Annotated in this window: 20 protein-coding genes; 6 read left to right on the plus strand and 14 right to left on the minus strand. The window is 69.6% G+C overall.

Annotated elements, in window-relative coordinates; genetic code table 11:
- Positions 1-22: 22 nt before the first annotated feature.
- Positions 23-2299, plus strand: coding sequence for a PAS domain-containing protein (locus tag ACFJI0_RS00485; protein ID WP_382323049.1), 2277 nt, complete (start codon positions 23-25; stop codon positions 2297-2299).
- A 22-nt stretch (positions 2300-2321) separates the two neighbouring features.
- On the opposite strand, the gene ACFJI0_RS00490 is transcribed toward ACFJI0_RS00485, so the two are convergent.
- The 4 genes from ACFJI0_RS00490 to ACFJI0_RS00505 are packed head-to-tail and all read right to left on the minus strand — an operon-like array spanning position 2322 to position 5189.
- The gene (locus ACFJI0_RS00490) at positions 2322-3026 is read right to left on the minus strand and encodes a DUF4136 domain-containing protein (protein ID WP_382323050.1); all 705 of its coding nucleotides are present in this window, start codon (positions 3024-3026) and stop codon (positions 2322-2324) included.
- A gap of 42 nt (positions 3027-3068) precedes the next feature.
- The gene (ttcA, locus tag ACFJI0_RS00495; RefSeq protein ID WP_382323051.1) at positions 3069-3998 is read right to left on the minus strand and encodes a tRNA 2-thiocytidine(32) synthetase TtcA; all 930 of its coding nucleotides are present in this window, start codon (positions 3996-3998) and stop codon (positions 3069-3071) included.
- A gap of 10 nt (positions 3999-4008) precedes the next feature.
- The gene (locus ACFJI0_RS00500; RefSeq protein WP_382162308.1) at positions 4009-4383 is read right to left on the minus strand and encodes a dihydroneopterin aldolase; all 375 of its coding nucleotides are present in this window, start codon (positions 4381-4383) and stop codon (positions 4009-4011) included.
- 17 nt (positions 4384-4400) lie between these two features.
- A complete protein-coding gene (locus ACFJI0_RS00505) occupies positions 4401-5189 on the minus strand; it encodes an SDR family oxidoreductase (protein ID WP_382323052.1) in 789 nt (262 codons plus the stop codon).
- Between the two features lie 28 nt (positions 5190-5217).
- On the opposite strand from ACFJI0_RS00505, the gene ACFJI0_RS00510 reads away from it, so the two are divergent.
- Genes ACFJI0_RS00510 through glk form a run of 4 tightly spaced genes read left to right on the plus strand, consistent with a single transcriptional unit; the run spans position 5218 to position 8021 of the window.
- On the plus strand, positions 5218-6333 hold the full coding sequence (locus tag ACFJI0_RS00510; RefSeq protein WP_382323053.1) for a class I SAM-dependent methyltransferase: 1116 nt from the start codon (positions 5218-5220) through the stop codon (positions 6331-6333).
- Between the two features lie 2 nt (positions 6334-6335).
- Positions 6336-6530, plus strand: coding sequence for a DUF2905 domain-containing protein (locus ACFJI0_RS00515; protein ID WP_291121019.1), 195 nt, complete (start codon positions 6336-6338; stop codon positions 6528-6530).
- 11 nt (positions 6531-6541) lie between these two features.
- Positions 6542-6988: a thioredoxin TrxC gene (gene trxC / locus ACFJI0_RS00520; RefSeq protein WP_382323054.1), complete on the plus strand. Its 447-nt coding sequence runs from the start codon at positions 6542-6544 to the stop codon at positions 6986-6988.
- Positions 6989-7046: 58 nt separating this feature from the next.
- Positions 7047-8021: a glucokinase gene (glk, locus tag ACFJI0_RS00525; RefSeq protein ID WP_382323055.1), complete on the plus strand. Its 975-nt coding sequence runs from the start codon at positions 7047-7049 to the stop codon at positions 8019-8021.
- On the opposite strand, the gene ACFJI0_RS00530 is transcribed toward glk, so the two are convergent.
- From ACFJI0_RS00530 to ACFJI0_RS00555, 6 genes are all read right to left on the minus strand, one after another.
- Complete coding sequence (locus ACFJI0_RS00530) at positions 8022-8930, minus strand: mechanosensitive ion channel family protein (RefSeq protein ID WP_382323056.1); 909 nt, start codon at positions 8928-8930, stop codon at positions 8022-8024.
- Positions 8931-8999: 69 nt separating this feature from the next.
- Positions 9000-10382, minus strand: coding sequence for a trehalose-6-phosphate synthase (locus ACFJI0_RS00535; RefSeq protein WP_382323057.1), 1383 nt, complete (start codon positions 10380-10382; stop codon positions 9000-9002).
- Complete coding sequence (locus ACFJI0_RS00540; protein WP_382323058.1) at positions 10382-12196, minus strand: glycoside hydrolase family 15 protein; 1815 nt, start codon at positions 12194-12196, stop codon at positions 10382-10384. The genes ACFJI0_RS00535 and ACFJI0_RS00540 overlap by 1 nt, the downstream gene beginning before the upstream one ends.
- On the minus strand, positions 12193-12936 hold the full coding sequence (gene otsB, locus ACFJI0_RS00545; RefSeq protein ID WP_382323059.1) for a trehalose-phosphatase: 744 nt from the start codon (positions 12934-12936) through the stop codon (positions 12193-12195). Before otsB ends, ACFJI0_RS00540 begins: the two co-directional genes overlap by 4 nt.
- 103 nt (positions 12937-13039) lie before the next feature.
- The gene (locus tag ACFJI0_RS00550; protein WP_382323060.1) at positions 13040-14335 is read right to left on the minus strand and encodes a multifunctional CCA addition/repair protein; all 1296 of its coding nucleotides are present in this window, start codon (positions 14333-14335) and stop codon (positions 13040-13042) included.
- 45 nt (positions 14336-14380) lie between these two features.
- Positions 14381-15376 carry a GlxA family transcriptional regulator gene (locus ACFJI0_RS00555; RefSeq protein WP_382323061.1) on the minus strand — a complete coding sequence of 332 codons (996 nt, stop codon included), beginning with the start codon at positions 15374-15376 and terminating at the stop codon, positions 14381-14383.
- Between the two features lie 199 nt (positions 15377-15575).
- Between ACFJI0_RS00555 and ACFJI0_RS00560 the strand changes: the two genes are divergently transcribed.
- Positions 15576-16685, plus strand: coding sequence for an S-(hydroxymethyl)glutathione dehydrogenase/class III alcohol dehydrogenase (locus tag ACFJI0_RS00560; RefSeq protein ID WP_382323062.1), 1110 nt, complete (start codon positions 15576-15578; stop codon positions 16683-16685).
- A 37-nt stretch (positions 16686-16722) separates the two neighbouring features.
- On the opposite strand, the gene ACFJI0_RS00565 is transcribed toward ACFJI0_RS00560, so the two are convergent.
- The 4 genes from ACFJI0_RS00565 to ACFJI0_RS00580 all read right to left on the minus strand — a co-directional run bounded on the left by ACFJI0_RS00565 (position 16723) and on the right by ACFJI0_RS00580 (position 19445).
- Positions 16723-17229 (minus strand): DinB family protein, encoded by a 507-nt coding sequence (locus ACFJI0_RS00565; protein ID WP_382323063.1) that lies wholly within the window; start codon positions 17227-17229, stop codon positions 16723-16725.
- 7 nt (positions 17230-17236) lie between these two features.
- Positions 17237-17926 (minus strand): glutathione S-transferase family protein, encoded by a 690-nt coding sequence (locus ACFJI0_RS00570; RefSeq protein WP_291121718.1) that lies wholly within the window; start codon positions 17924-17926, stop codon positions 17237-17239.
- A 133-nt stretch (positions 17927-18059) separates the two neighbouring features.
- A complete protein-coding gene (locus ACFJI0_RS00575; RefSeq protein WP_382162267.1) occupies positions 18060-18398 on the minus strand; it encodes a metal-sensitive transcriptional regulator in 339 nt (112 codons plus the stop codon).
- A 93-nt stretch (positions 18399-18491) separates the two neighbouring features.
- Positions 18492-19445: a complex I NDUFA9 subunit family protein gene (locus tag ACFJI0_RS00580; RefSeq protein WP_382323064.1), complete on the minus strand. Its 954-nt coding sequence runs from the start codon at positions 19443-19445 to the stop codon at positions 18492-18494.
- Positions 19446-19450: the final 5 nt, after the last annotated feature.

Below are 19450 nucleotides of genomic sequence, written 5' to 3' on the forward strand. Positions count from 1 at the left end.
TCGAAGTTCACCCGAGGGGCGGATGCTGCGGGCGAACCAGGCGCTGGTGTCGCTCAACGGCTACGCGTCGGAGTGGGAGATGCTGGCTAGGGTGAACGACATCGCCCTGGAGTGGTACGTCGACCCCGCGCGCCGGGCCGAATTCAAGTGCCAGCTCGAACGCGATGGCTTCGTGCGCGGCTTCATCTCGGAAATCCACCGCCACAAGACGCGCGAGCGCGTCTGGATCAGCGAGAACGCGCACGGCGTGCGCGATGCGGCGGGCGTGTTGCAGTACTACGAAGGCACGGTGGAGGACATCACCGACCGCATGCGCGACCAGAAAGCCCTGCGCGAGAGCGAGGAGCAACTGCGCCTGATCACCGCCCAGGTGCCTGGCGCCGTGTTCGCCGTGTACGTGCGCAACGACGGCGGGCGCGAGTACCGTTTCCTGAGTGCCGGCATCCGCGACATCTACGGCTTCGAGGCCGACGACCTGATGCGCAACCCCGCCTTGCTCGCGCGCTACTTCCACCCGGAAGACCAGGCCATGTTGGAGCGCGACCGCCAGGCCATCCTGGCCGGGCAGTCCAGCCTGGAAACCGAGTTCCGGGTCGTGCTGCCCGACGGCACCATCAAGTGGATCTGCAACCGTTCTTGCGCGGTGTCGGCCGACGACAACGGCTTCCTGCGCGTGGGGGTGCTGTTCGACATCTCCGACCGCAAGGCGGCCGAGGCCGCGCTGCACGCCAGCGAAGCGCTGTGGAAACTGGCGCTGGAGAGCACGGGCGATGGCCTGTGGGACTGGAACCTGGTGACCGACGAGGAATTTTTCTCCGAAGGCATGAAAGCGATGTTCGGCTACGACGAAGCCGACGACGTCAACCTGGCGGTGGCGCTGGACGCCTGCACCCATCCCGAGGACGTGGCCCAGATGCAGGCCGATCGGCTGGCGCATTTCGAAGGCCGCTCGCCGGTCTACCGCAACGAGCGCCGCATCCGCTGCAAGGATCGCCAGTGGAAGTGGGTGTTGTCGCGCGGCATGGTGCTTTCGCGCGGTGAAAGCGGAAAGCCTTTGCGCATGATCGGCACGCACACCGACATCACCGAGCACAAGCAGGCCGAGGCGCAGCACCGCGCGCTCGAAGCGCAGTTGCGCGAGTCGCAGAAGATGGAGGCCATCGGCACCCTGGCCGGCGGCGTGGCGCACGATTTCAACAACCTGCTCGCCGCCATCCTGGGCAACCTCGTGCTGGCGCGCGAAGACCTGGGTGAGCAGCACCCGGCGCAGGAGAGCCTGACCGAGATCAACCGCGCCGCCATCCGCGCGCGCCAGCTGGTGCAGCAGATCCTCACCTTCAGCCGGCGCCAGACGCAGGAAATGGTGCGCCAGCCGCTCACCCCGCTGGTGGAGGAGGCGCTGGGCCTGATGCGCTCGCTGTTGCCCGCCAGCCTCAAGCTCGTGGCGCGCCTGCCCGCCGCCGGGCTGCCGGTGCTGGCCGATGCGACCCAGATGCAGCAGGTGCTCATGAACCTGTGCACCAACGCCTGGCAGGCCATGGAAGGCCGCTCGGGCGACATCACCGTGGCGCTGCGCGATGTGCGGCTGGACGCCTCGCAAGGCCTGCAGCTGGGCGGCCTGGCCGGCGGCGCCTACGCCTGCCTGAGCGTGGCCGACAACGGCCCCGGCATGGACGAGGCCACGCAGCAGCGCATCTTCGAGCCCTTCTTCACCACCAAGGCGCCGGGCGCGGGCACCGGCCTGGGCCTGGCGGTGGTGCATGGCATCGTCAAGGCCCACCGCGGGGTGATCGCGCTGCACAGCCGCCCCGGCGAGGGCTCGCGCTTCGACGTCTACCTGCCCCTGGCCGCCGGGGCGGCCGACGAGGCGCCGGCGCCCGCGCCCGTCACCGTGGCCACGGCCGCCGTGCCGGTGGCGCCCGGCAAACACGTGATCTACATCGACGACTACGAAGCCCTGGTGTTTCTGGTCGGGCGCCTGCTGCGCAAGCAGGGCTACCGCACCAGCACCTTCGAATCGGGCGAGGCGGCGATCGCCTGGTTGCGCGAGCATCCCGACGACCCGGTGGACCTGGTCGTGACCGACCAGAACATGCCGGGCATCTCGGGGGTGGACGTGGCGCGCGAGGCGCGCCAGCTGCGCCCGGGCCTGCGCGTGGCCATTGTCTCGGGGCACGTCAACGACAAGCTGATCGCCGAGGCGACCGAGGCTGGCGTGAGCGACGTGATGGGCAAGCAGGACAGCATGGACGCCCTGGGCGAGGCGATCCGCGAACTGCTGGAGCGCGCGACCCGCTGAGCCTTGCTGGGCCGCCCGCCGGTCAGCGGGGCACTTCGATGTTGACCTGGCGCGGGCCTTCCGGCGGCGCCGGGAAGTCGCGCAGCGCGGCGTCCAGCATGGCCGACCACAGGCCGTTGGTGCTGTTCCAGCGGCCATCGTGCGCGGCGCGCGTCTCGTACACCACCTTGCCGCTGGCGGCGTGTCGGATCACCAGCGACACCTCGCGCTTGTAGTACGGCGACTCCATGCGCGGGTACATCGGCATCCAGATGATCTGGCGACGGCCGGTCACCACGTAGTCGCGCCCGGGCATGGCATAACCGAAGCCGGGGCCGAAACCGCCGCCCCAATAGCCGCCCCAGTAGCCGTCGTACGGGCTTTCCCAGGGCGCGCGCGGCAGTCGCAGCGTGCTGGCGTCCACCTGCACCAGCCAGGGGGATGCCGTGCCTTCGGCCGCGCGGGTCCAGCCCACCTTCACCAGGGCCTGCTGGGCGAGGCGCTCCAGCTCGTCCTGGCCGGTGGCGATCTTGCCTTCGCGCTGCGAGGGCAGGCGCTCGAAGCGGTAGATCTGCGGCGCCTGGGGAATCGTCACCGGCGTGCCGGGCTTGCCCGCCTGGTCGGCCCAGCGCGCGAAACTCTGCACCTCGTTGTCCACCAGGTACACGCTGGCGCAACCGCTGAGCACCAGCAGGGCGGTGGCGGCGCCCCACACCTTGAAGGGGCGCAAGAGCTGTTGAATGGTCATGAAACCTCCTGAATGGCCTTGGCGGGCGCCCAAGGAGAAAACTCAGTGCGCCGCGGCAATCGGTATGACTGCGGCGGGCGCCGAAGCGTTCCCCTGCGGTGCGGGCCAGTCCGTTTCAGGGGGCAAGGCGCGTGCCGCCCCGGGCAGGGGCTCGTCGTCGAAGGCCTTGTCGCCGTCCTCGCTGGCCTCGCCCGTGGCCCGGATGGTTTCAAAAGGAAACAGCGAGCGGTCCATCAGGTGGCTGGGCACGATGTTCTGCAAGGCGGTGAACATGTTCTCGATCCGGCCCGGGAAACGTTTCTCCCAGTCCTTGAGCATCAGGCCCACCTGTTTGCGCTGCAGGTTTTCCTGGCTGCCGCACAGCGTGCACGGGATGATGGGGAATTCGCGCAGTTCGGCCCAGCGGCTGAGGTCCTTCTCGGCCACATAGGCCATGGGGCGGATCACCACGTGCCGGCCGTCGTCGCTCACCAGCTTCGGGGGCATGCCCTTGAGCTTGGCGCCGAAGAACATGTTGAGCAGCAGGGTCTGCAGGATGTCGTCGCGGTGGTGGCCCAGCGCGATCTTGGTCGCGCCGAGCTCGCTGGCCACGCGGTAGAGGATGCCCCGGCGCAGGCGGCTGCACAGGCTGCACATCGTCTTGCCCTCGGGAATCACGCGCTTGACGATGGAGTACGTGTCCTGGTTCTCGATGTGGAACTTCACGCCCAGTTTCGTGAGGTAGGCGGGCAGGATGTCGGCCGGAAAACCGGGCTGTTTCTGGTCGAGGTTGACCACGATCAGTTCAAAACTGACGGGCGCGCGCGCCTGCAGCTTCTGCAGGATGTCGAGCATGCCGTAGCTGTCCTTGCCGCCCGAGAGGCAGACCATCACGCGGTCGCCTTCCTCGATCATGTTGTAGTCCACGATCGCGCGGCCAACCTCGCGGCACAGGCGTTTTTCGAGTTTGTGGTTTTCGAGTTCGGTGTTCATGTCGGGTTCCTCACCACTGCCCGCTTTCCATGCGGATGGCGACCTCGCAGTCGTCGAAGATTTCCAGCTTGGCGATCTTCACGCGCACGCCGATCACGCCGGGCAGCTGGATCAGCCGGCGCGTGAGCTTGCCGATCAGGCTCTCCAGCAGGTTCACGTGCTCGGCGGTGCATTCGTCGATGATGATCTGGCGCACCTTGCGGTAGTCCAGCACATGGCCGATGTCGTCGTCGTGCGGCAGCAGGGGCTGCGTGCCCTGGTTGAGCTCGGCATCGACCTGGATCGGCTGCGGGCTCGACTTCTCGTGGTCGAGGATGCCCAGGTTGGCGTTGAAGCGCAGCCCGGTGAGCGTGAGGATCTGGTTGCCGGCGGCGGTGGCGTTCATGATGGGCGTGCGCTGGGTTACATCAGCGAAAAATCGCGCTCGAAGCGCATCAGGTGCTGGCCGCCATCGACCAGCAGGGTGGTGCCGGTGATGGATCGGTTGTCCAGCGCGAAGGCCACGGTCGCGGCCACGTCCTGCGGGGTGGACGAGCGGCCCAGCGGCGACTGCTGGTGCAGTTCGGCGAATTTCTCGTCGCTCAGCAGGTGGCTGGTGAGCGTGAGGCCGGGCGCCACGCCCACCACGCGCACGCGCGGCGCCAGGGCCAGCGCCAGCATGGTGTTGGCGGCTTCGAGCGCGGCCTTGGAGAGCGTGTAGCTGAAGAAGTCCGGGTTCATGTTCCAGAGCTTCTGGTCGAGCAGGTTGACCACCACGCCCTCGGCCTGCCGTGCCTCCAGGTGCGCATGCAGGGCCTGCGCCAGCAGCACGGGCGCGCCGGTGTTGGCGCGCAGGTGCTGCTCCAGCGCGGCGAAGCCGAAGCTGGGCGCGCTGTCGTGTTCGAAGATCGAGGCGTTGTTGACCACCGCGTCCAGCTGGCCGAAATGCGCCACCACGGTCGGCAGCAGGGCGCGCACGCTGGCCTCGTCGCCGAGATCGGCAAAAAAGGTGTGGGCGCTGCCGTCGCGCCCGCTGCGCAAGGCGCAGTCGGCGGCGGTGCGGTGCGCGTCGTCGGCCGAGTGGCGGTGGTGCACCGCCACGTTCCAGCCCGACTGCGCCAGCGCCAGCGCGATCTCGCGGCCCAGGCGCTTGCCCGCGCCGGTGACGAGCACGGTGCGCGTGGCAAGAGGCGGGGGGGTGGCGCTGGGCATGAAGGACAATCCGGGGGTGCGAACCCCCATGGCAACAGAACACGAGAGTTTAACGAGCCCCTTGCTGGCGCGGGTGCGCGAGGCCATCGCCCAGGGCGGCGGCTGGCTGCCGTTCGACCGCTTCATGGCCATCGCGCTCTACGAGCCCGGCCTGGGCTATTACGCCAACGCGCTGGCGAAATTCGGCCACCTGCCCCAGGGCGGCAGCGATTTCGTGACCGCGCCCGAACTCACCCCGCTGTTCGGCCAGGCCCTGGCGCGGCAGGTGGCGCAGGCGCTGGCCGCCAGCGGCACCGACGAGGTGTGGGAGTTCGGCGCCGGCACCGGCGCGCTCGCCCTGCAGGTGATCGAGGCGCTGGCCGAACGGGGGCAGCCGCTGCGGCGCTACACCATCGTCGACCTCTCGGGCAGCCTGCGCGAACGCCAGCGCCACACCCTGAGCGCGCACGTGGACCGTGTTCATTGGGCCGATGCCCTGCCCGAGCAACTGCACGGCGTGGCGCTCGGCAACGAGGTGCTCGATGCCATGCCGGTGCAACTGCTCGCGCGCACGGGGGGCGTGTGGCACGAGCGCGGGGTGGCGCTGGACGCGGCGGGCGCCCTGGCCTGGGCCGACCGCGCCACCGAGCTGCGCCCACCGCTGGCGGTGGAGGGTGGGCACGACTACGTGACCGAAATCCACCCGCAGGCCGAGGCCTTCGTGCGCACCCTGGGCGACCGCCTGAAGCGCGGCGCGGCCTTCCTGCTCGACTACGGTTTCCCCGAGGCCGAGTACTACCACCCGCAGCGTGCCATGGGCACGCTGATCTGCCACCGCGCGCACCGCAGCGACAGCGACCCGCTGAGCGACGTGGGCGAGAAGGACATCACCGCGCACGTGAACTTCACCGGCATCGCCCTGGCCGCGCAGGACGCGGGGCTGGACGTGCTGGGCTACGCCAGCCAGGGCCGTTTCCTGTTGAACTGCGGCCTGCTGGACCTGGCGCAGCGCGCCGACGCACGGCAGAACGCGATGATGCAGAAGCTCGTCAACGAGCACGAGATGGGCGAGCTGTTCAAGGTGATCGCGCTGGCACCGGCCGGCAGCGCCGCCGGCTGGGTGCCCCTGGGTTTCGCGGCCGGCGACCGCACACACCGGCTCTGAGCATGATCCGCTGGATGATCGTCATCTTCCTGGCCCTGCTGCTGATCAGCTGGTTCACGCCGCTGCTGCGCAAGCTGGGCTTCGGGCGGCTGCCGGGCGACTTCCACTTCAAGGCCTTTGGCCGGGAATGGTTCCTGCCCTTCGCCACCACCGTCGTGCTGAGCATGGTTGCCAGCCTGATCGGCTACCTGATCTGAGGGAGCGCCCCATGACCGCCGAGTCCCTGCACATCGTCTGCCCGCATTGCCACACCACCAACCGCCTGGCCCGCGAGGCCCTGGGCCAGGCGCCGGATTGCGGCAAATGCCACCGCGCGCTGTTCGACGGCCACCCGGCGGCGCTGGACGAAGCCGCCTTCGAGAAACACGTGGGCCGCTCCCAGGTGCCGGTGCTGGTGGACTTCTGGGCCCCCTGGTGCGGTCCCTGCCGCGCCATGGCGCCCCAGTTCGAGGCCGCCGCGCGCGAGCTGGAGCCGCACGTCCGCCTGGCCAAGGTCAACACGGAAGAAGCCCAGGCCCTGGGCGCGCGACTGCAGATCCGCAGCATCCCCACGCTGGCGCTGTTCGTGAACGGGCGCGAGGTGGCGCGCCAGCCCGGCGCCATGGGGCAGGCCGACATCGTGCGCTGGGTGCGCTCGAACCTGCCGCGGTCCTGAACACGCCCGCCGCCTGACGCGGTATGGTCGGGGCTTGTCCGACCTTTTCCCGCGCACCATGTCTTCATCTCCCCGACAAGGCCGGCTGCTGGCCGACGTGGGCGGCACCAACGCCCGCCTGGCCTGGCAGGACGGCCAGGGCGCACCGATCGAGCACATCCAGGTGCTGCCGGTGGCCGAGCACGCCAGCCTGCAGGCCGCGATCCGCGTCTACCTCGGCGGCCTGGGCCGCCAGCCCACGGCGGCGGCGATCGCCATGGCCAACCCCGTCACGGGCGACCGCGTGAGCATGACCAACCACGACTGGTCGTTCTCGCAGGCGGCCTTGCGCGACGAACTGGGCCTGAGCACGCTGCGCGTGCTCAACGACTTCACCGCCCTGGCCCTGGCCCTGCCGCACCTGCCCGCGCACGAGCTGCGCCAGGTGGGCGGCGGCGCGGCGGTGCCCGGCGCGGCCATCGCGCTGCTGGGCGCGGGCACGGGGCTGGGCGTGTCGGGCCTGCTGCCCGATGGTGCGGGCGGCTGGGTGCCGATCGCCGGCGAGGGCGGTCACGTGACCCTGCCCGCGGCCACCGCGCGCGAGCGGGTGGTGATGGACGCGCTGGTGCGCCGCCACGGCCATGCCTCGGCCGAGCGCGTGGCCAGCGGCACCGGCTTGCTGGAGACCTGCCAGATCCTGTGCGAGGCCGATGGCGTGGACGCCCGCGCGTTCGGCAGCGCCGCCGCCGTCACCGAGGCCGCGCTGCAAGGCCGGCATCCGCAGGCGCTGGAGGCCCTGGAGATGCTCTGCGGCGTGCTCGGTGCGGTGGCCGGCAACCTCGCGCTCACGCTGGGTGCGCGCGGCGGGGTCTACATCGGCGGGGGCGTGGTGCCGCGCCTGGGCACCTGGTTCGATACCTCGCCGTTCCGCGAACGCTTCGAAGCCAAGGGCCGCTTCGAGGCTTACCAGAGCGGGATTCCGGTGTGGGTGATCACCGCGCAGCAATCGCCCGCGCTGCTCGGCGCCGCCCGCGCGCTCGACGCGCGGCCCTGATCACGACTGGGGCGCGGCCTGCGCGGCGCCCAGCGGCGGGACCGCTCCCTCGCGGTCCTGCCCCGGGTACACCATGAGGTGTGGCACCGGGATCTGGATGCCCTGCGCATCGAAGGCCGCCTTCAGGCGGCGCAGGTACTCGCGCTTGATGCCCCACTGCTCCAGCGGCAGGGTGCGGAAGCGGCAGCGGATGATGAGCGCCGACTCTGCCCAGTTGTCCACGCCGGCGATCTCCATGTCGGCCAGGATGCGGGGCTCGAACGCCGGGTCGGCGCGCAGTTGCGAGGCCACGTCGCGCATCACGGCCATCACGTCCTCCACGTTCTCGCGGAAGGCCACGCGGATGTCCATCACCGCGTGGCTGAAGTCGCGCGTCATGTTGACCACGGTGTTGATGTACCCGTTGGGCACGTAGTGCACGTTGCCGTCGTAGTCGCGCAGCTGCACGTAGCGCAGCGTCACCACCTCCACCATGCCGGCGTGGTCGCCGATCTTGACCACGTCGCCCTGGCGGATCTGGTTCTCCAGCAGCAGGAAGAAGCCGGTGAAGTAGTCCTTCACCAGGCTTTGCGCGCCGAAGCCCACCGCCAGGCCCACCACGCCCGCCGCCCCCAGGATGGGCGCGACCGACACACCCACCTCGCCCAGCACCAGCATGCCGGCCACCAGGCTCACCACCACGACGATCAGGTAACGGAACACCCGGTCCAGCGTCTGGGCGCGCTTGGCGGCCTCGCGGTCGTCCAGCCGGCTGGCGATGCGCTCGCGCAGCGTGCCCACCACGCGCTGCAGCACCACCACCAGCAGCCAGGCCACCAGGACGATCAGCACGATGCGCGTGAGACTGGCGGCGGCGCCGCCCAGGCTGGTCCACCAGCGGGTGGCGATGTCGATGAAGGCTTCGTTCATGGGGTGCTCCGGAAAAAGAAAAAGCAAAGCGGGCGCCGGCCTCGCGGCCGGCGCCCGCCGTGAAAGGGTTTACGGATTGGGAACGGCCGCCAGCGCGGCCAGGAAGCGCTCGCGCCACCAGTGCACGTCCTGCTCGCGGATGCCCTGCAGCAGCGCCTGGTGGCGGCGCTGGCGCTCCTCCAGCGGCATCTGCAGCGCGCGCTGCATGGTCTCGGCCGTGCGCGTGGTGTCGTAGGGGTTGACCAGCAGGGCCTCGCGCATCTGCTCGGCCGCGCCGGCAAAACGCGAGAGCACCAGCACGCCGGGGTCGTCCGGGTCCTGCGCGGCGATGAACTCCTTGCGCACCAGGTTCATGCCATCGCGCAGCGGCGTCACCAGCGCCACGCTGGCGGCGCGGTACAGCCCGGGCAGGCGCTTGCGCGCCACGTTGCGGTGGATGTAGCGCACCGGCATCCAGTCCAGTTCACCGAAGTTGCCGTTGATGGCGCCGCACAGGCTCTCCAGCTCCTGCAGCAGCGCGGCGTAGGCGTCCACCGTCTCGCGGCTGGGCGCGGCGATCTGGATCAGCGTGGCGCTGCCCAGGTTCTCCGGGTAGGCCTGCAGCAGTTGGCGGAACGCCTTGAGCCGCTGCGGCAGGCCCTTGGAGTAGTCCATGCGCTCCACACCCAGCAGCAGGCGGCGGCGCGAATACTCCTTGAGCATCTGCTCGTGCATGTCCTGCGACTCGCGGCCCTTGCCGAGCTCGATGAACTCGTCCACGTCGATGCCGATCGGAAAGGCCTGCGCGCGCAGTGTCTTGCCGAAGGCGCGGAATTCGTGTTCGCCCAGGATGTCGGCCGGCGTCTCTGTGCCCACGTAGCGCGCGAAGTGCGACACATCGGCCTCGCTCTGGAAGCCCACCAGGTCGTAGGCGAACAGCGAGCGCATCAGCCAGTCGTGCTCGGGCACGGCGGCCAGCATCAGCGGGGGTGGCAGCGGGATGTGCAGGAAGAAGCCCATGCGCTGCTCGCAGCCCATGGCGCGCAGCTCAGCGGCCAGCGGGATCAGGTGGTAGTCGTGCACCCAGATGATGTCGTCGGGCCGCAGCAGGGTCTTGAGCTTGTGCGCGAACATCTGGTTCACGCGCCGGTAGCCGCCGATGTAGCCGGCGTCGAAGTCGGCCAGGTCGAGCCGGTAGTGGAACACCGGCCAGAGCACGCCGTTGCTGTAGCCCAGGTAGTAGCTGTCGTGGTCCTCGCGGCTGAGGTCCACCGTCGCCAGCTGCACCTTGCCCGCGTTCTGCACGTGCAGCTCACCCTCGCCGGGCGTGCCGTCCTCCACCACCTTGCCGCTCCAGCCGAACCACAGCCCGCCCGAGGCCTCGAGCGCCTGGCCCAGCGCCACGGCCAGCCCGCCCGAGGCGGTCTTGCGCGGATCGGCGATGCGGTTGGAGATGACGACGAGCCGTCCCATCAAATCACCGAATCCCAGCGGGCCGAGAGGCGCACCGCGGCGTTGATGATGCCCACCATCGAATAGGTCTGCGGGAAGTTGCCCCACATCTCGCCGGTGGTGGCGTGGGTGTCTTCCGACAGCATGCCCAGCGGGTTGCGCGCGGCCAGCATGGTCTCGAAGATCGCGCGCGCCTCGTCGGCGCGGCCGGTGCGCGCGAGCGCGTCGATGCGCCAGAAGGTGCAGATGTTGAACGCGGTCTCGGGCTTGCCGAAATCGTCGGCGGCCTCGTAGCGCCGCATGAAGGGGCCGTCGCACAGGTGCTTCTCCAGCGCGTCCAGCGTGGCGAGGAAGCGCGGGTCCATCGGGTCGATCATGCCCACCTCCACCATCAGCAGCACGCTGGCATCGAGGTCGCGCCCGCCGAAGCTCTCGGCGAAGGCCTGGCGCTCCTCGCTCCAGGACTCGCGCAGGATGCGCTCGCGCATGGTTTCGGCGTGGGTCGCCCAGTAGGAGGCGCGCCCGGGCATCTCCAGCGTGCGCGCGATCTTGGCGAACCGGTCGCAGGCGGCCCAGCACATCAGGGCCGAGCTGGTGTGCACGCGCGCGCGCGTGCGCAGCTCCCACATGCCGGCGTCGGGCTGGTCGTAGATGCGCAGCGCGCGCTCGCCCACCACTTCGAGCTGTTCGAACTCCGCGAGGCCCGCCGGGTGCAGCAGGCGCTCGTCGTGGAAGGCCTGCGCGGCGGCCAGCACGATGTTGCCGTACACGTCGTGCTGGAAGTGCTCCTGCGCCTGGTTGCCCACGCGCACCGGCCCCATGCCGCGGTAGCCGGGCAGGGTGTCGCAGATGCTCTCGGGCAGTTCGCGCTCCAGGCCGATGCCGTGCAGCGGCTGGATGTGGCCGCCGCCCGCGCCCACCACCACGTTGGCGAGCCAGCTGAGGTAGTCCTCCATGGTGCCGACCTCGGACAGGCTGTTGAGCGCGCGCACCACGAAGAAGGCGTCGCGCAGCCAGCAGTAGCGGTAGTCCCAGTTGCGCTGGGTGCCCGGCGCTTCGGGGATGCTGGTGGTCATGGCCGCGACGATGGCGCCCGTGTCTTCGTACAGCGAAAGCTTGAGCGTGATGGCCGCGCGGATCACCGCCTCCTGCCACTCCAGCGGCACCGCCAGGCGCCGGCTCCAGTTGCGCCAGTAGGCCAGGGTCTCCTGCTCGAAGTGGCGCGCGGTGTCGCCGATGCCGGTCTCCAGCGTCTCGTCCGGGCCGAACATGAAGTTGCATTCGCGCGTGAGCAGGAAAGGCTCGCGCGAGAGCACGTGGCTGATGGAGGCATCGGTGTGCAGGCGCAGCGTCAGCCCCTCGCCCACGTAGCGGATGTGGTTGCTGCCCGAGGTGATGGTGGGCGTGACGCGGCCCCAGTCGAAGCGTGGCAGCAGGCTCACGCGGATGCGCGGCGCGCCCTTGAGCGGGCGCACGCGGCGCACCAGCTGGGTGGGCCGGAAGTAGCGGCCGCGCGAGAGAAAACGCGGCGCGAAATCGGTGATGGACAGGCCGTTGCCGTCGTGGTCCCAGAGCTCGGTCACCAGCACGGCGGTGTTGTGCTCGTAGCGCTGGGTGGCTTCGGCCAGGCCCTCGATCTCGATCGCGAACGCGCCCTTTTCGAGATCGTCGCCGCCCAGCAGGGCGTGGAACACCGGGTCGCCGTCAAAGCGCGGCAGGCAGCTCCAGACCACGCGGCCGTGCGGGTCGATCAGCGCGCTGAAGGCGCAGTTGCCGACCATGCCCAGCGACAGCGAGGGGGCGGCGGGTGGCGCGAAACCGGGGGTGGGGCTCATGGGCGTGTGCTGGGAAGGAGGAGGGCGTCGGCCAGCCAGGTGCGCAGGGCCTCCGGGCTGGGGCAGCGGTGGCGGGCCAGGCTTGGGCCATCGCCCACCTTGATGCCTTCGCCGCCCAGGCGCTGCACCACGTCGAAGCCGGCCTCGTCGGTCACATCGTCGCCCGCGAACACCGGCACGCGGCCCGCGAAGGGCGCTTCCTGCATGAAGGCCTCGATGGCGGCGCCCTTGCTCACCCGGGCGGATTTCACCTCCACCACGGCCTTGCCGTGCAGCAACTGCAGGCCGGGTTCGTCGGTGATGGCCTGCGTCAGCGTGCTCATGCACAGCGCTTCCAGCATGGGCGCCTGCCGGTAGTGCAGGGCCATCGAGGTCTGCTTGCGCTCCAGCAGCAGCCCCGCGTGGCGCGCCACCAGCTGTTCGGCCGCGGCGATCGCGCGCGCCAGTCCGCTTGGGCGCGTGGTGGCCGCCCCCCCGTGGGGCGACAGGCGCACCGCGCCGTGTTCGAACGCCGCCGGCCACGGCCAGGGCGAGGCCAGCATGGGCTCCAGGTCTTCGCGGGCGCGCCCCGTCACCAGCGCCAGCGCGCCATCCAGCCGCTGGTGCAGGCCATTCAGCAAGGTCACCAGTGCCGGAGGAATCTCCACCGCATCGGGCCTGCCGGCCAGATCGGCGAGCGTGCCGTCGAAGTCCAGAAACAGCGCGGAGCGGTCGCTCAGCAGTTGGGGCAGTGTGCTCATTGGCCCCTACCGTAACAGGGTGAGCGGTCCCATGTCGTGAAAAATCGTTTTAACCCACCTCGTGGGTGAGACTCCGGCCCCGGTTGACGGCGCGCGGATGGGCTCAATCGCCCGGGGCTTCGGGCGCCGAAGACCCCAGCGCCTGCGAAACGGCGGTGACGCGCGCGCGGTGGATGCGCTCGCCCACGCGCTGGCCGCTCAGCCCATCGGCCTGGGCCTGGGCCGCGACCACGGCCGTGTCCACCGAGCGCGAGGCCGACAGCGCCAGCGCCAGCCGCTCGCGCGGTGGGTAAGGTTCTTCTTCCAGGCCGAGGCGGCCGCGCGCGTCGCATTCGCAGGCCAGCAGCACTTCATGGAAACGCGCCGGCTTGCGCAGCGCGTCGCAGCGCTCCAGCAGGCGCTCCACCGCGCCCGCGCTGAAATCGCCGCTGCGGTGGATGTTGCCGTGCTCGCGCGCCACCACGTCGGCGAGTTCGCGGCAATCGGTGGGCACGCGCAGCCGCTCGCACACGCCCTTGAGCAGGCGCGCGCTGCGCTCTTCATGGCCGATGTGGCGCGGCAGCACGTCGGCCGGCGTCGTGCCCTTGCCCAGGTCGTGGCACAGGCAGGCGAAGCGCACCGTCAGCGGCGCGGCCAGGCGCGCGCTCATGTCCAGCACCATCATCAGGTGCACGCCGGTGTCCACCTCGGGGTGGTATTCGGCGCGCTGCGGCACGCCCCAGAGCCGGTCCACCTCGGGCAACAGCCGCTGCAGGGCACCGCAGTCGCGCAGCACCTCCAGCATGCGGCTGGGGCGTTGCTCCATGAGGCCACGCGCCAGCTCCTGCCACACGCGCTCGGCCACCAGGTGGTCGACTTCGCCGTTCGCCACCATCTCGCGCATCAGCGCCAGGGTCTCGGGCGCCACCGAAAAATCGGGAAAGCGCGCGGCGAAGCGGGCCAGCCGCAGGATGCGCACCGGGTCTTCCGCGAAGGCCCCGGTCACGTGGCGCAGCACGCGTTCGCGCAGGTCGCGCTGGCCTTGGTGCGGGTCGATCAAGGGCGCGCGCGCCGGGTCGTCCGCGTGCTCGGCGGCCACCGCCATGGCGTTGATGGTGAGGTCGCGCCGCGCGAGATCGTCTTCCAGCGTGACGCCGGCCTCGGTGTGGAAAGCGAAGCCGTGGTAGCCCGGCGCGGTCTTGCGCTCGGTGCGCGCCAGCGCGTATTCCTCTTTGGTCTTCGGGTGAAGAAAGACCGGAAAGTCGCGCCCCACCGGCAGGAAGCCCTCGGCCGCCATGGCTTCGGGCGTGGCGCCCACCACCACCCAGTCGCGGTCCGCGTGCGAGACGGCGGCGGGCGCGTCCGAAGCGCGCGCCATCAGCGCGTCGCGCACCGCGCCGCCCACGAGATAGGTTTTCATGGAGGCAAGTTTAGGCGCAGGGGCTGGCCGGCCGCGCCTGGGTGCTCAATCCGAATGCCGGCGCGCGCTGCTGAAGCGCACCCGGTACTCCTCGGCCGTGACGCCCAGTTGCTTCAGGAACAGCTTGCGCAGCGACTGCTCGGAGGCATAGCCGACGCGCCCGGCGATCGACTTCAAGGGCAGGTCCCCGTCCTGCAGGAGCACGCAGGCCTTGTCGAGCCTGGCCGCGTCGATGTACTGGTTCGGCGCGACGCCCACTTCCTTCACGAACACGCGGCGAAAATTCCGCTCGCTCATGGCCGCCCGCCGGGCCAGATCGCTCTGCGGCATCGGCGACGCGACGTTGGAGAGAATCCAGTCCTGCACCTCGCGGATGCCCGGGTGCGTGGTGTTCTGGCTGGCCAGGTGCATGCTGTACTGGGACTGCCCGCCTGGGCGCCGCAGGTAGACGACCAGATCCCGGGCCACCGCCAGGGCCAGGGAGCGGCCGAAATCCTCTTCCACCAGGGCCAGCGCCAGATCGATGCAGGCGGTCACGCCCGCCGACGTCCAGAGATGACCGGCGCGGATGTAGATCGCGTCGGGCTCCACCTTCACATCCCTGAACTTTCGCTGCAGCAGGCCCGCCGCGCTCCAGTGGGTGGTGGCGCGCAGGCCGTCCAGCAGCCCGGCCTCCGCGAGGAAGAAGCTGCCCGAGCACAGGCCCACCAGGCGGTTCACCCGGGAGGCGTTGTCGCGGGCCCATTCCACCAGAGGCTGGTTCGACGCCAGGGCCTGCTCGATGGCGCGCGCGCCCACGATGACCGCGATGTCCGGGAGGTCGGTCGCGTCCACGGCCTTCGTGGCTTCCAGCGACATCTGCAGGTCGGAGGCGATCGTGCCAACCCGGGTGGAGGCGATCCTCACGCTGTAGCCGGGCGGTCGGCCACTTTGCGCCAGATGGATGTTGGCGTACTCCAGCACGCTCATGGTGCCGATGGCCTCCAGCGCCTTGAACCCTGGGTACACGACCAGGTCGACCCGGACGGGTGAAGAGTGCATAGGGACTTCCATGTTTCAGTGGTTTCGTTGTGCCTGTGTTGTCGTTTCACGAATGGCCCGTTCCGATCCGGCCAACTTGACCGATGCGCCGGCCAACCCGGCTCGAAGCGCCCGTCAACGGGTAGCGCTCAGGCGCCGTCGCCGATATCGTGCGGGGCCCTCTTCGAAAGACGAAGCCAACTATAAGGACCCCCCAAAGATGAAATCGCGCGCTGCCGTGGCCTTCAAGGCCGGAGAACCGCTTCAGATCGTTGAAATCGACGTGGCCCCGCCGCGCCAGGGCGAAGTGCTGGTCCGCATTACGCACACGGGCGTGTGCCACACCGACGCCTTCACGCTGTCCGGCGACGACCCGGAAGGTCTCTTCCCCGTGGTCCTGGGCCATGAAGGCGCAGGCATCGTGGTCGAGGTCGGCGAAGGCGTCACCAGCGTCAAGCCGGGCGACCACGTGATCCCGCTGTACACGGCCGAATGCGGTGAATGCCTGTTCTGCCGATCCGGCAAGACCAACCTGTGCGTGGCCGTGCGCGCCACCCAGGGCAAGGGCGTGATGCCCGATGGAACGACGCGCTTCTCCTACAACGGCCAGCCCATCCACCACTACATGGGGTGCTCCACCTTCAGCGAGTACACCGTGGTGGCCGAGGTGTCCCTGGCCAGGATCGACGCGCAGGCCAACCCCGAGCAGGTCTGCCTGCTGGGCTGTGGCGTGACCACCGGCCTGGGGGCCGTCAAGAACACGGCCAAGGTGCAGGAAGGCGACTCGGTGGCCGTGTTCGGGCTGGGCGGCATCGGTCTGGCCGTGGTCCAGGGCGCCAAGCTGGCCAAGGCCGGCCGCATCATCGCGGTCGACACCAACCCCTCGAAGTTCGACCTGGCCAGGACCTTCGGCGCGACGGATGTCGTCAACCCCAAGGACTTCGACAAACCCATCCAGCAGGTCATCGTGGAAATGACCGGCTGGGGCGTGGACCATTCCTTCGAGTGCATCGGCAACGTCCACGTGATGCGCGCGGCCTTGGAGTGCGCGCACCGCGGCTGGGGCCAGTCCGTGGTCATCGGCGTGGCCGGTGCGGGCCAGGAAATTTCCACACGCCCGTTCCAGCTGGTCACCGGCCGAAAGTGGATGGGCACGGCCTTTGGCGGCGTCAAAGGCCGCACCGAACTGCCCGGCATGGTGCGCGACGCGATGGCAGGCCATCTGCAGTTGGCGCCCTTCGTCACCCACACCCGCCAGCTCAGCGAGATCAACGAAGCCTTCGACCTGATGCACGAAGGCAAGTCGATCCGCACCGTCGTGCGCTTCTGAGCGGTCGCGCTTGCGGGGCGGGACCGCGGTGAACGGCTCAGCCGTTCGCGGGCACGCGCGAAGCCTCGATCTGGCCCAGCAGCCACTGCAGGCCGGCCAGGTGCTGCTGGTCGTGGCTGCAGAGGTAGTGCACCAGGCCGCGCAGGGTCACGGGCCCATAGCCCTCGAACACCGCGGTGCGCTCGAACCGATCGGGCGCCAGCCCGGCCAGCAGGGCCACCGTGCGGGCCCGCGCGGCGCGGAAGTCGAGCAGGGCCTGCGCCGCGTCGGACGTGCCGTAGCCGCGTTCGATGACCAGGGCGTCGGTGTCGATGGACACCAGCGTCGGATGGCTTTCGTTCAGCGTGCGGTGGAAGCGCACCTGATAGCCATCGATTTCGATGTCGCGCACATGGCAGACCTGCTCGAGCGCGGTCAGCGGCTCGCTGGGCACGCCGGCCCAGGACGGCGGCGCCCATTGCGTGAACCCGCTGGGGAACGCGGCAAAGTGCGCCTCCAGCTGGCCCGGGAAGGCTTCCAGGGCGGCGAGGGTGACGGCGTTCATCATCCGCTCAGCGGCCCAGCCGGTACGGCTCGTCGAAATCGATGAAGTCGTGCTCGGCCAGCGCCTCGTCCACCCAGGCCTTCACCCCGGGCAGCGCGCGCACGCGGGCCACGTAGGCGGCGAGGTCGGCCGGCACGGGCAGCTCGTAGGTGGCGATGCGCATGCACACCGGTGCGAAGTACGCATCGGCGATGCTGAACGCGCCAAACAGCAGGGCCCCGGCCGGCTGGGCCGCCAGCAGCTCGCTCCACAGGCCGCACAGGCGGGCCACGTCGGCGCGCACGTCCGGCTTGTCGCGCCAGATCAGGCGGCCGATCTCGGGCAGCGAGGCCTCGATGTTCATGGGGCAGTGGTTGCGCAGCGCGCCAAAACCGCTGTGCATCTCGGCGCAGACGCTGCGCGCCCGCGCCCGGGCGCGCACGTCCTGCGGCCAGAGCTGCTTCTCGGGGAAACGCTCGGCGAGGTACTCGGCGATCGCCAGCGTGTCCCAGATGGCAAAGCCGTCGTCCACCAGCACCGGCACCTTGGCGACCGGGCTGACCGCGCGCAACTCCTTCTTGAAGACCGAATTCACGTCGAACGAGTCGAAGCGGATCATCTTCTCTTCGAACGCAATGCCCGCCTGCTTCATCAGCACCCAGGGGCGCATGGACCAGGACGAGTAGTTCTTGTTGCCGACGTAGAGCTGCAGTGCCATGGAAAGGATCTCCTGAAAGAACCGCCCATGGTAGAGGGTCGCCGGCCACGCATTGATGCCAAAACGCCAGGCGATTGATTCGCGGCCCATGAGGCCCGAGCGGGTTCACGGAAGGTGTTCTGAGGTGAATGCTTTAGGCGTATTTTTCAAGAATGCGCGTCGAGCGCTCCACCTGCAGGAAGGTGTTGATTTCGGAGTCCGATTCCGACACCGCTTCCATGACCGAGCAGGCCATCATCCGGTAGAAGGCTTTGTCCATCGCCTTGCGCGCGGCACACATCTGCTGGGCCACATCCTCGCAGCCCCGGCCATTCTCAACCATCTCGATCAGGCCGCGCACCTGGCCTTCGATGCGCTTGAGCCGGTTGACCACATCGCGCTGATGCTCGGGGCGGTAGGTCGAGTCTTCCTCGGTGGGGGTGGGGATGGGCGCGAGGCGGCGGTTGGGCTTTTTGAGAACGGGTGCGGCCATTGGGGCTCCTGTCGGTTAAAGGTATTCATTTCTGCCACACGCGAAGTGTGCCAAAAAAATACCCCCGCCCCCAAAAAAGCCCGAAGTTTCGGCTCAGCGGCCGGCGCCGTGCCGGTAATCCAACAGCTGGCTGCGCCCGCCGCGGTCGCCGAGGTAGGTCGGGGCCACGCTGTGCACGCTGGCGGGCCGGATGCCCAGTGCCGAAAGGTCGGGCCATTGCCGCGAGGCCACGTTGTCCACCGTCATCGAATCGAGGTTGTCGCGGCTCATCACCGGGTCGCCGGGCATGGCCTCCATCACCATGGCCTGCAGCCGCGCCAGTGGTGCGGGCAGCGGCAGCACGGGGCGCTGCCGGCTGCCATGGCGCCCGGCGATGCGCACGAGCTCGGCCAGGGTGAACACCTCGGGCCCGACGCATTCGAACGTCTGGCCCGCGCTGCTCATGGGCAGGTCGCGGTCGCGCAGGCAGGTCACCACCGCCTGGGCCACGTCTTCCACCCACACGGGCTGAAAGCGCGCGTTCGCGCCGGCCAGCGGCACGACGGGCAGCACGGCCTGCAGGCGCGCGAACAGGTTGAGAAAGCGGTCGCCCTCGCCAAAGACCACGCTGGGCCGCAGGATGGTGAGGTCCAGGCCCGCGCCGCGCAGCACCTCTTCGCCGCGCGCCTTGCTGCGCTGGTAGCGTGACGGGCCGTCCAGGCTCGCGGCCAGCGCGCTCACGTGCACCACGCGGCGGATGCCGTCGGCCGCGCAGGCCTCGGCCAGCGAGAGTGGCAGTTCCACGTGCACGCGCTCGAAGTCGTCTTCGCTGCCGTGCAGGATGGCCACGAGGTTGACGAGCGCGTCGTGCCCGTCCAGCAGGCTGAGCAGTTGCCCGGGGTCGTGCACGTCGGCTTCGAGCACCGTCACCCGAGGCAGGTGCTGCACATGCGCGGCGTTCAGGGCGCGGCGGGTGGGCACGGTGATGCGCCAGCCCTGGCGGTGCAGTTTTTCGCAGACGTGGCGGCCGATGAAGCCGGTGCCACCGAGGACAAGAACGTTCTTCATGGGCG

The organism is Hydrogenophaga sp. UC242_53, from assembly GCF_042696965.1.
GTDB lineage: Bacteria > Pseudomonadota > Gammaproteobacteria > Burkholderiales > Burkholderiaceae_C > Hydrogenophaga.

What these genes read in the sequence shown, in the direction of transcription:
- ACFJI0_RS00485 (WP_382323049.1), top strand. Translation starts at nt 23, where the DNA reads ATGCTGCGGGCGAACCAGGCGCTGGTGTCGCTCAACGGCTACGCGTCG.
- ACFJI0_RS00490 (WP_382323050.1), bottom strand. Translation starts at nt 3,026, where the DNA reads ATGACCATTCAACAGCTCTTGCGCCCCTTCAAGGTGTGGGGCGCCGCC.
- ttcA (WP_382323051.1), bottom strand. Translation starts at nt 3,998, where the DNA reads ATGAACACCGAACTCGAAAACCACAAACTCGAAAAACGCCTGTGCCGC.
- ACFJI0_RS00500 (WP_382162308.1), bottom strand. Translation starts at nt 4,383, where the DNA reads ATGAACGCCACCGCCGCCGGCAACCAGATCCTCACGCTCACCGGGCTG.
- ACFJI0_RS00505 (WP_382323052.1), bottom strand. Translation starts at nt 5,189, where the DNA reads ATGCCCAGCGCCACCCCCCCGCCTCTTGCCACGCGCACCGTGCTCGTC.
- ACFJI0_RS00510 (WP_382323053.1), top strand. Translation starts at nt 5,218, where the DNA reads ATGGCAACAGAACACGAGAGTTTAACGAGCCCCTTGCTGGCGCGGGTG.
- ACFJI0_RS00515 (WP_291121019.1), top strand. Translation starts at nt 6,336, where the DNA reads ATGATCCGCTGGATGATCGTCATCTTCCTGGCCCTGCTGCTGATCAGC.
- trxC (WP_382323054.1), top strand. Translation starts at nt 6,542, where the DNA reads ATGACCGCCGAGTCCCTGCACATCGTCTGCCCGCATTGCCACACCACC.
- glk (WP_382323055.1), top strand. Translation starts at nt 7,047, where the DNA reads ATGTCTTCATCTCCCCGACAAGGCCGGCTGCTGGCCGACGTGGGCGGC.
- ACFJI0_RS00530 (WP_382323056.1), bottom strand. Translation starts at nt 8,930, where the DNA reads ATGAACGAAGCCTTCATCGACATCGCCACCCGCTGGTGGACCAGCCTG.
- ACFJI0_RS00535 (WP_382323057.1), bottom strand. Translation starts at nt 10,382, where the DNA reads ATGGGACGGCTCGTCGTCATCTCCAACCGCATCGCCGATCCGCGCAAG.
- ACFJI0_RS00540 (WP_382323058.1), bottom strand. Translation starts at nt 12,196, where the DNA reads ATGAGCCCCACCCCCGGTTTCGCGCCACCCGCCGCCCCCTCGCTGTCG.
- otsB (WP_382323059.1), bottom strand. Translation starts at nt 12,936, where the DNA reads ATGAGCACACTGCCCCAACTGCTGAGCGACCGCTCCGCGCTGTTTCTG.
- ACFJI0_RS00550 (WP_382323060.1), bottom strand. Translation starts at nt 14,335, where the DNA reads ATGAAAACCTATCTCGTGGGCGGCGCGGTGCGCGACGCGCTGATGGCG.
- ACFJI0_RS00555 (WP_382323061.1), bottom strand. Translation starts at nt 15,376, where the DNA reads ATGCACTCTTCACCCGTCCGGGTCGACCTGGTCGTGTACCCAGGGTTC.
- ACFJI0_RS00560 (WP_382323062.1), top strand. Translation starts at nt 15,576, where the DNA reads ATGAAATCGCGCGCTGCCGTGGCCTTCAAGGCCGGAGAACCGCTTCAG.
- ACFJI0_RS00565 (WP_382323063.1), bottom strand. Translation starts at nt 17,229, where the DNA reads ATGAACGCCGTCACCCTCGCCGCCCTGGAAGCCTTCCCGGGCCAGCTG.
- ACFJI0_RS00570 (WP_291121718.1), bottom strand. Translation starts at nt 17,926, where the DNA reads ATGGCACTGCAGCTCTACGTCGGCAACAAGAACTACTCGTCCTGGTCC.
- ACFJI0_RS00575 (WP_382162267.1), bottom strand. Translation starts at nt 18,398, where the DNA reads ATGGCCGCACCCGTTCTCAAAAAGCCCAACCGCCGCCTCGCGCCCATC.
- ACFJI0_RS00580 (WP_382323064.1), bottom strand. Translation starts at nt 19,445, where the DNA reads ATGAAGAACGTTCTTGTCCTCGGTGGCACCGGCTTCATCGGCCGCCAC.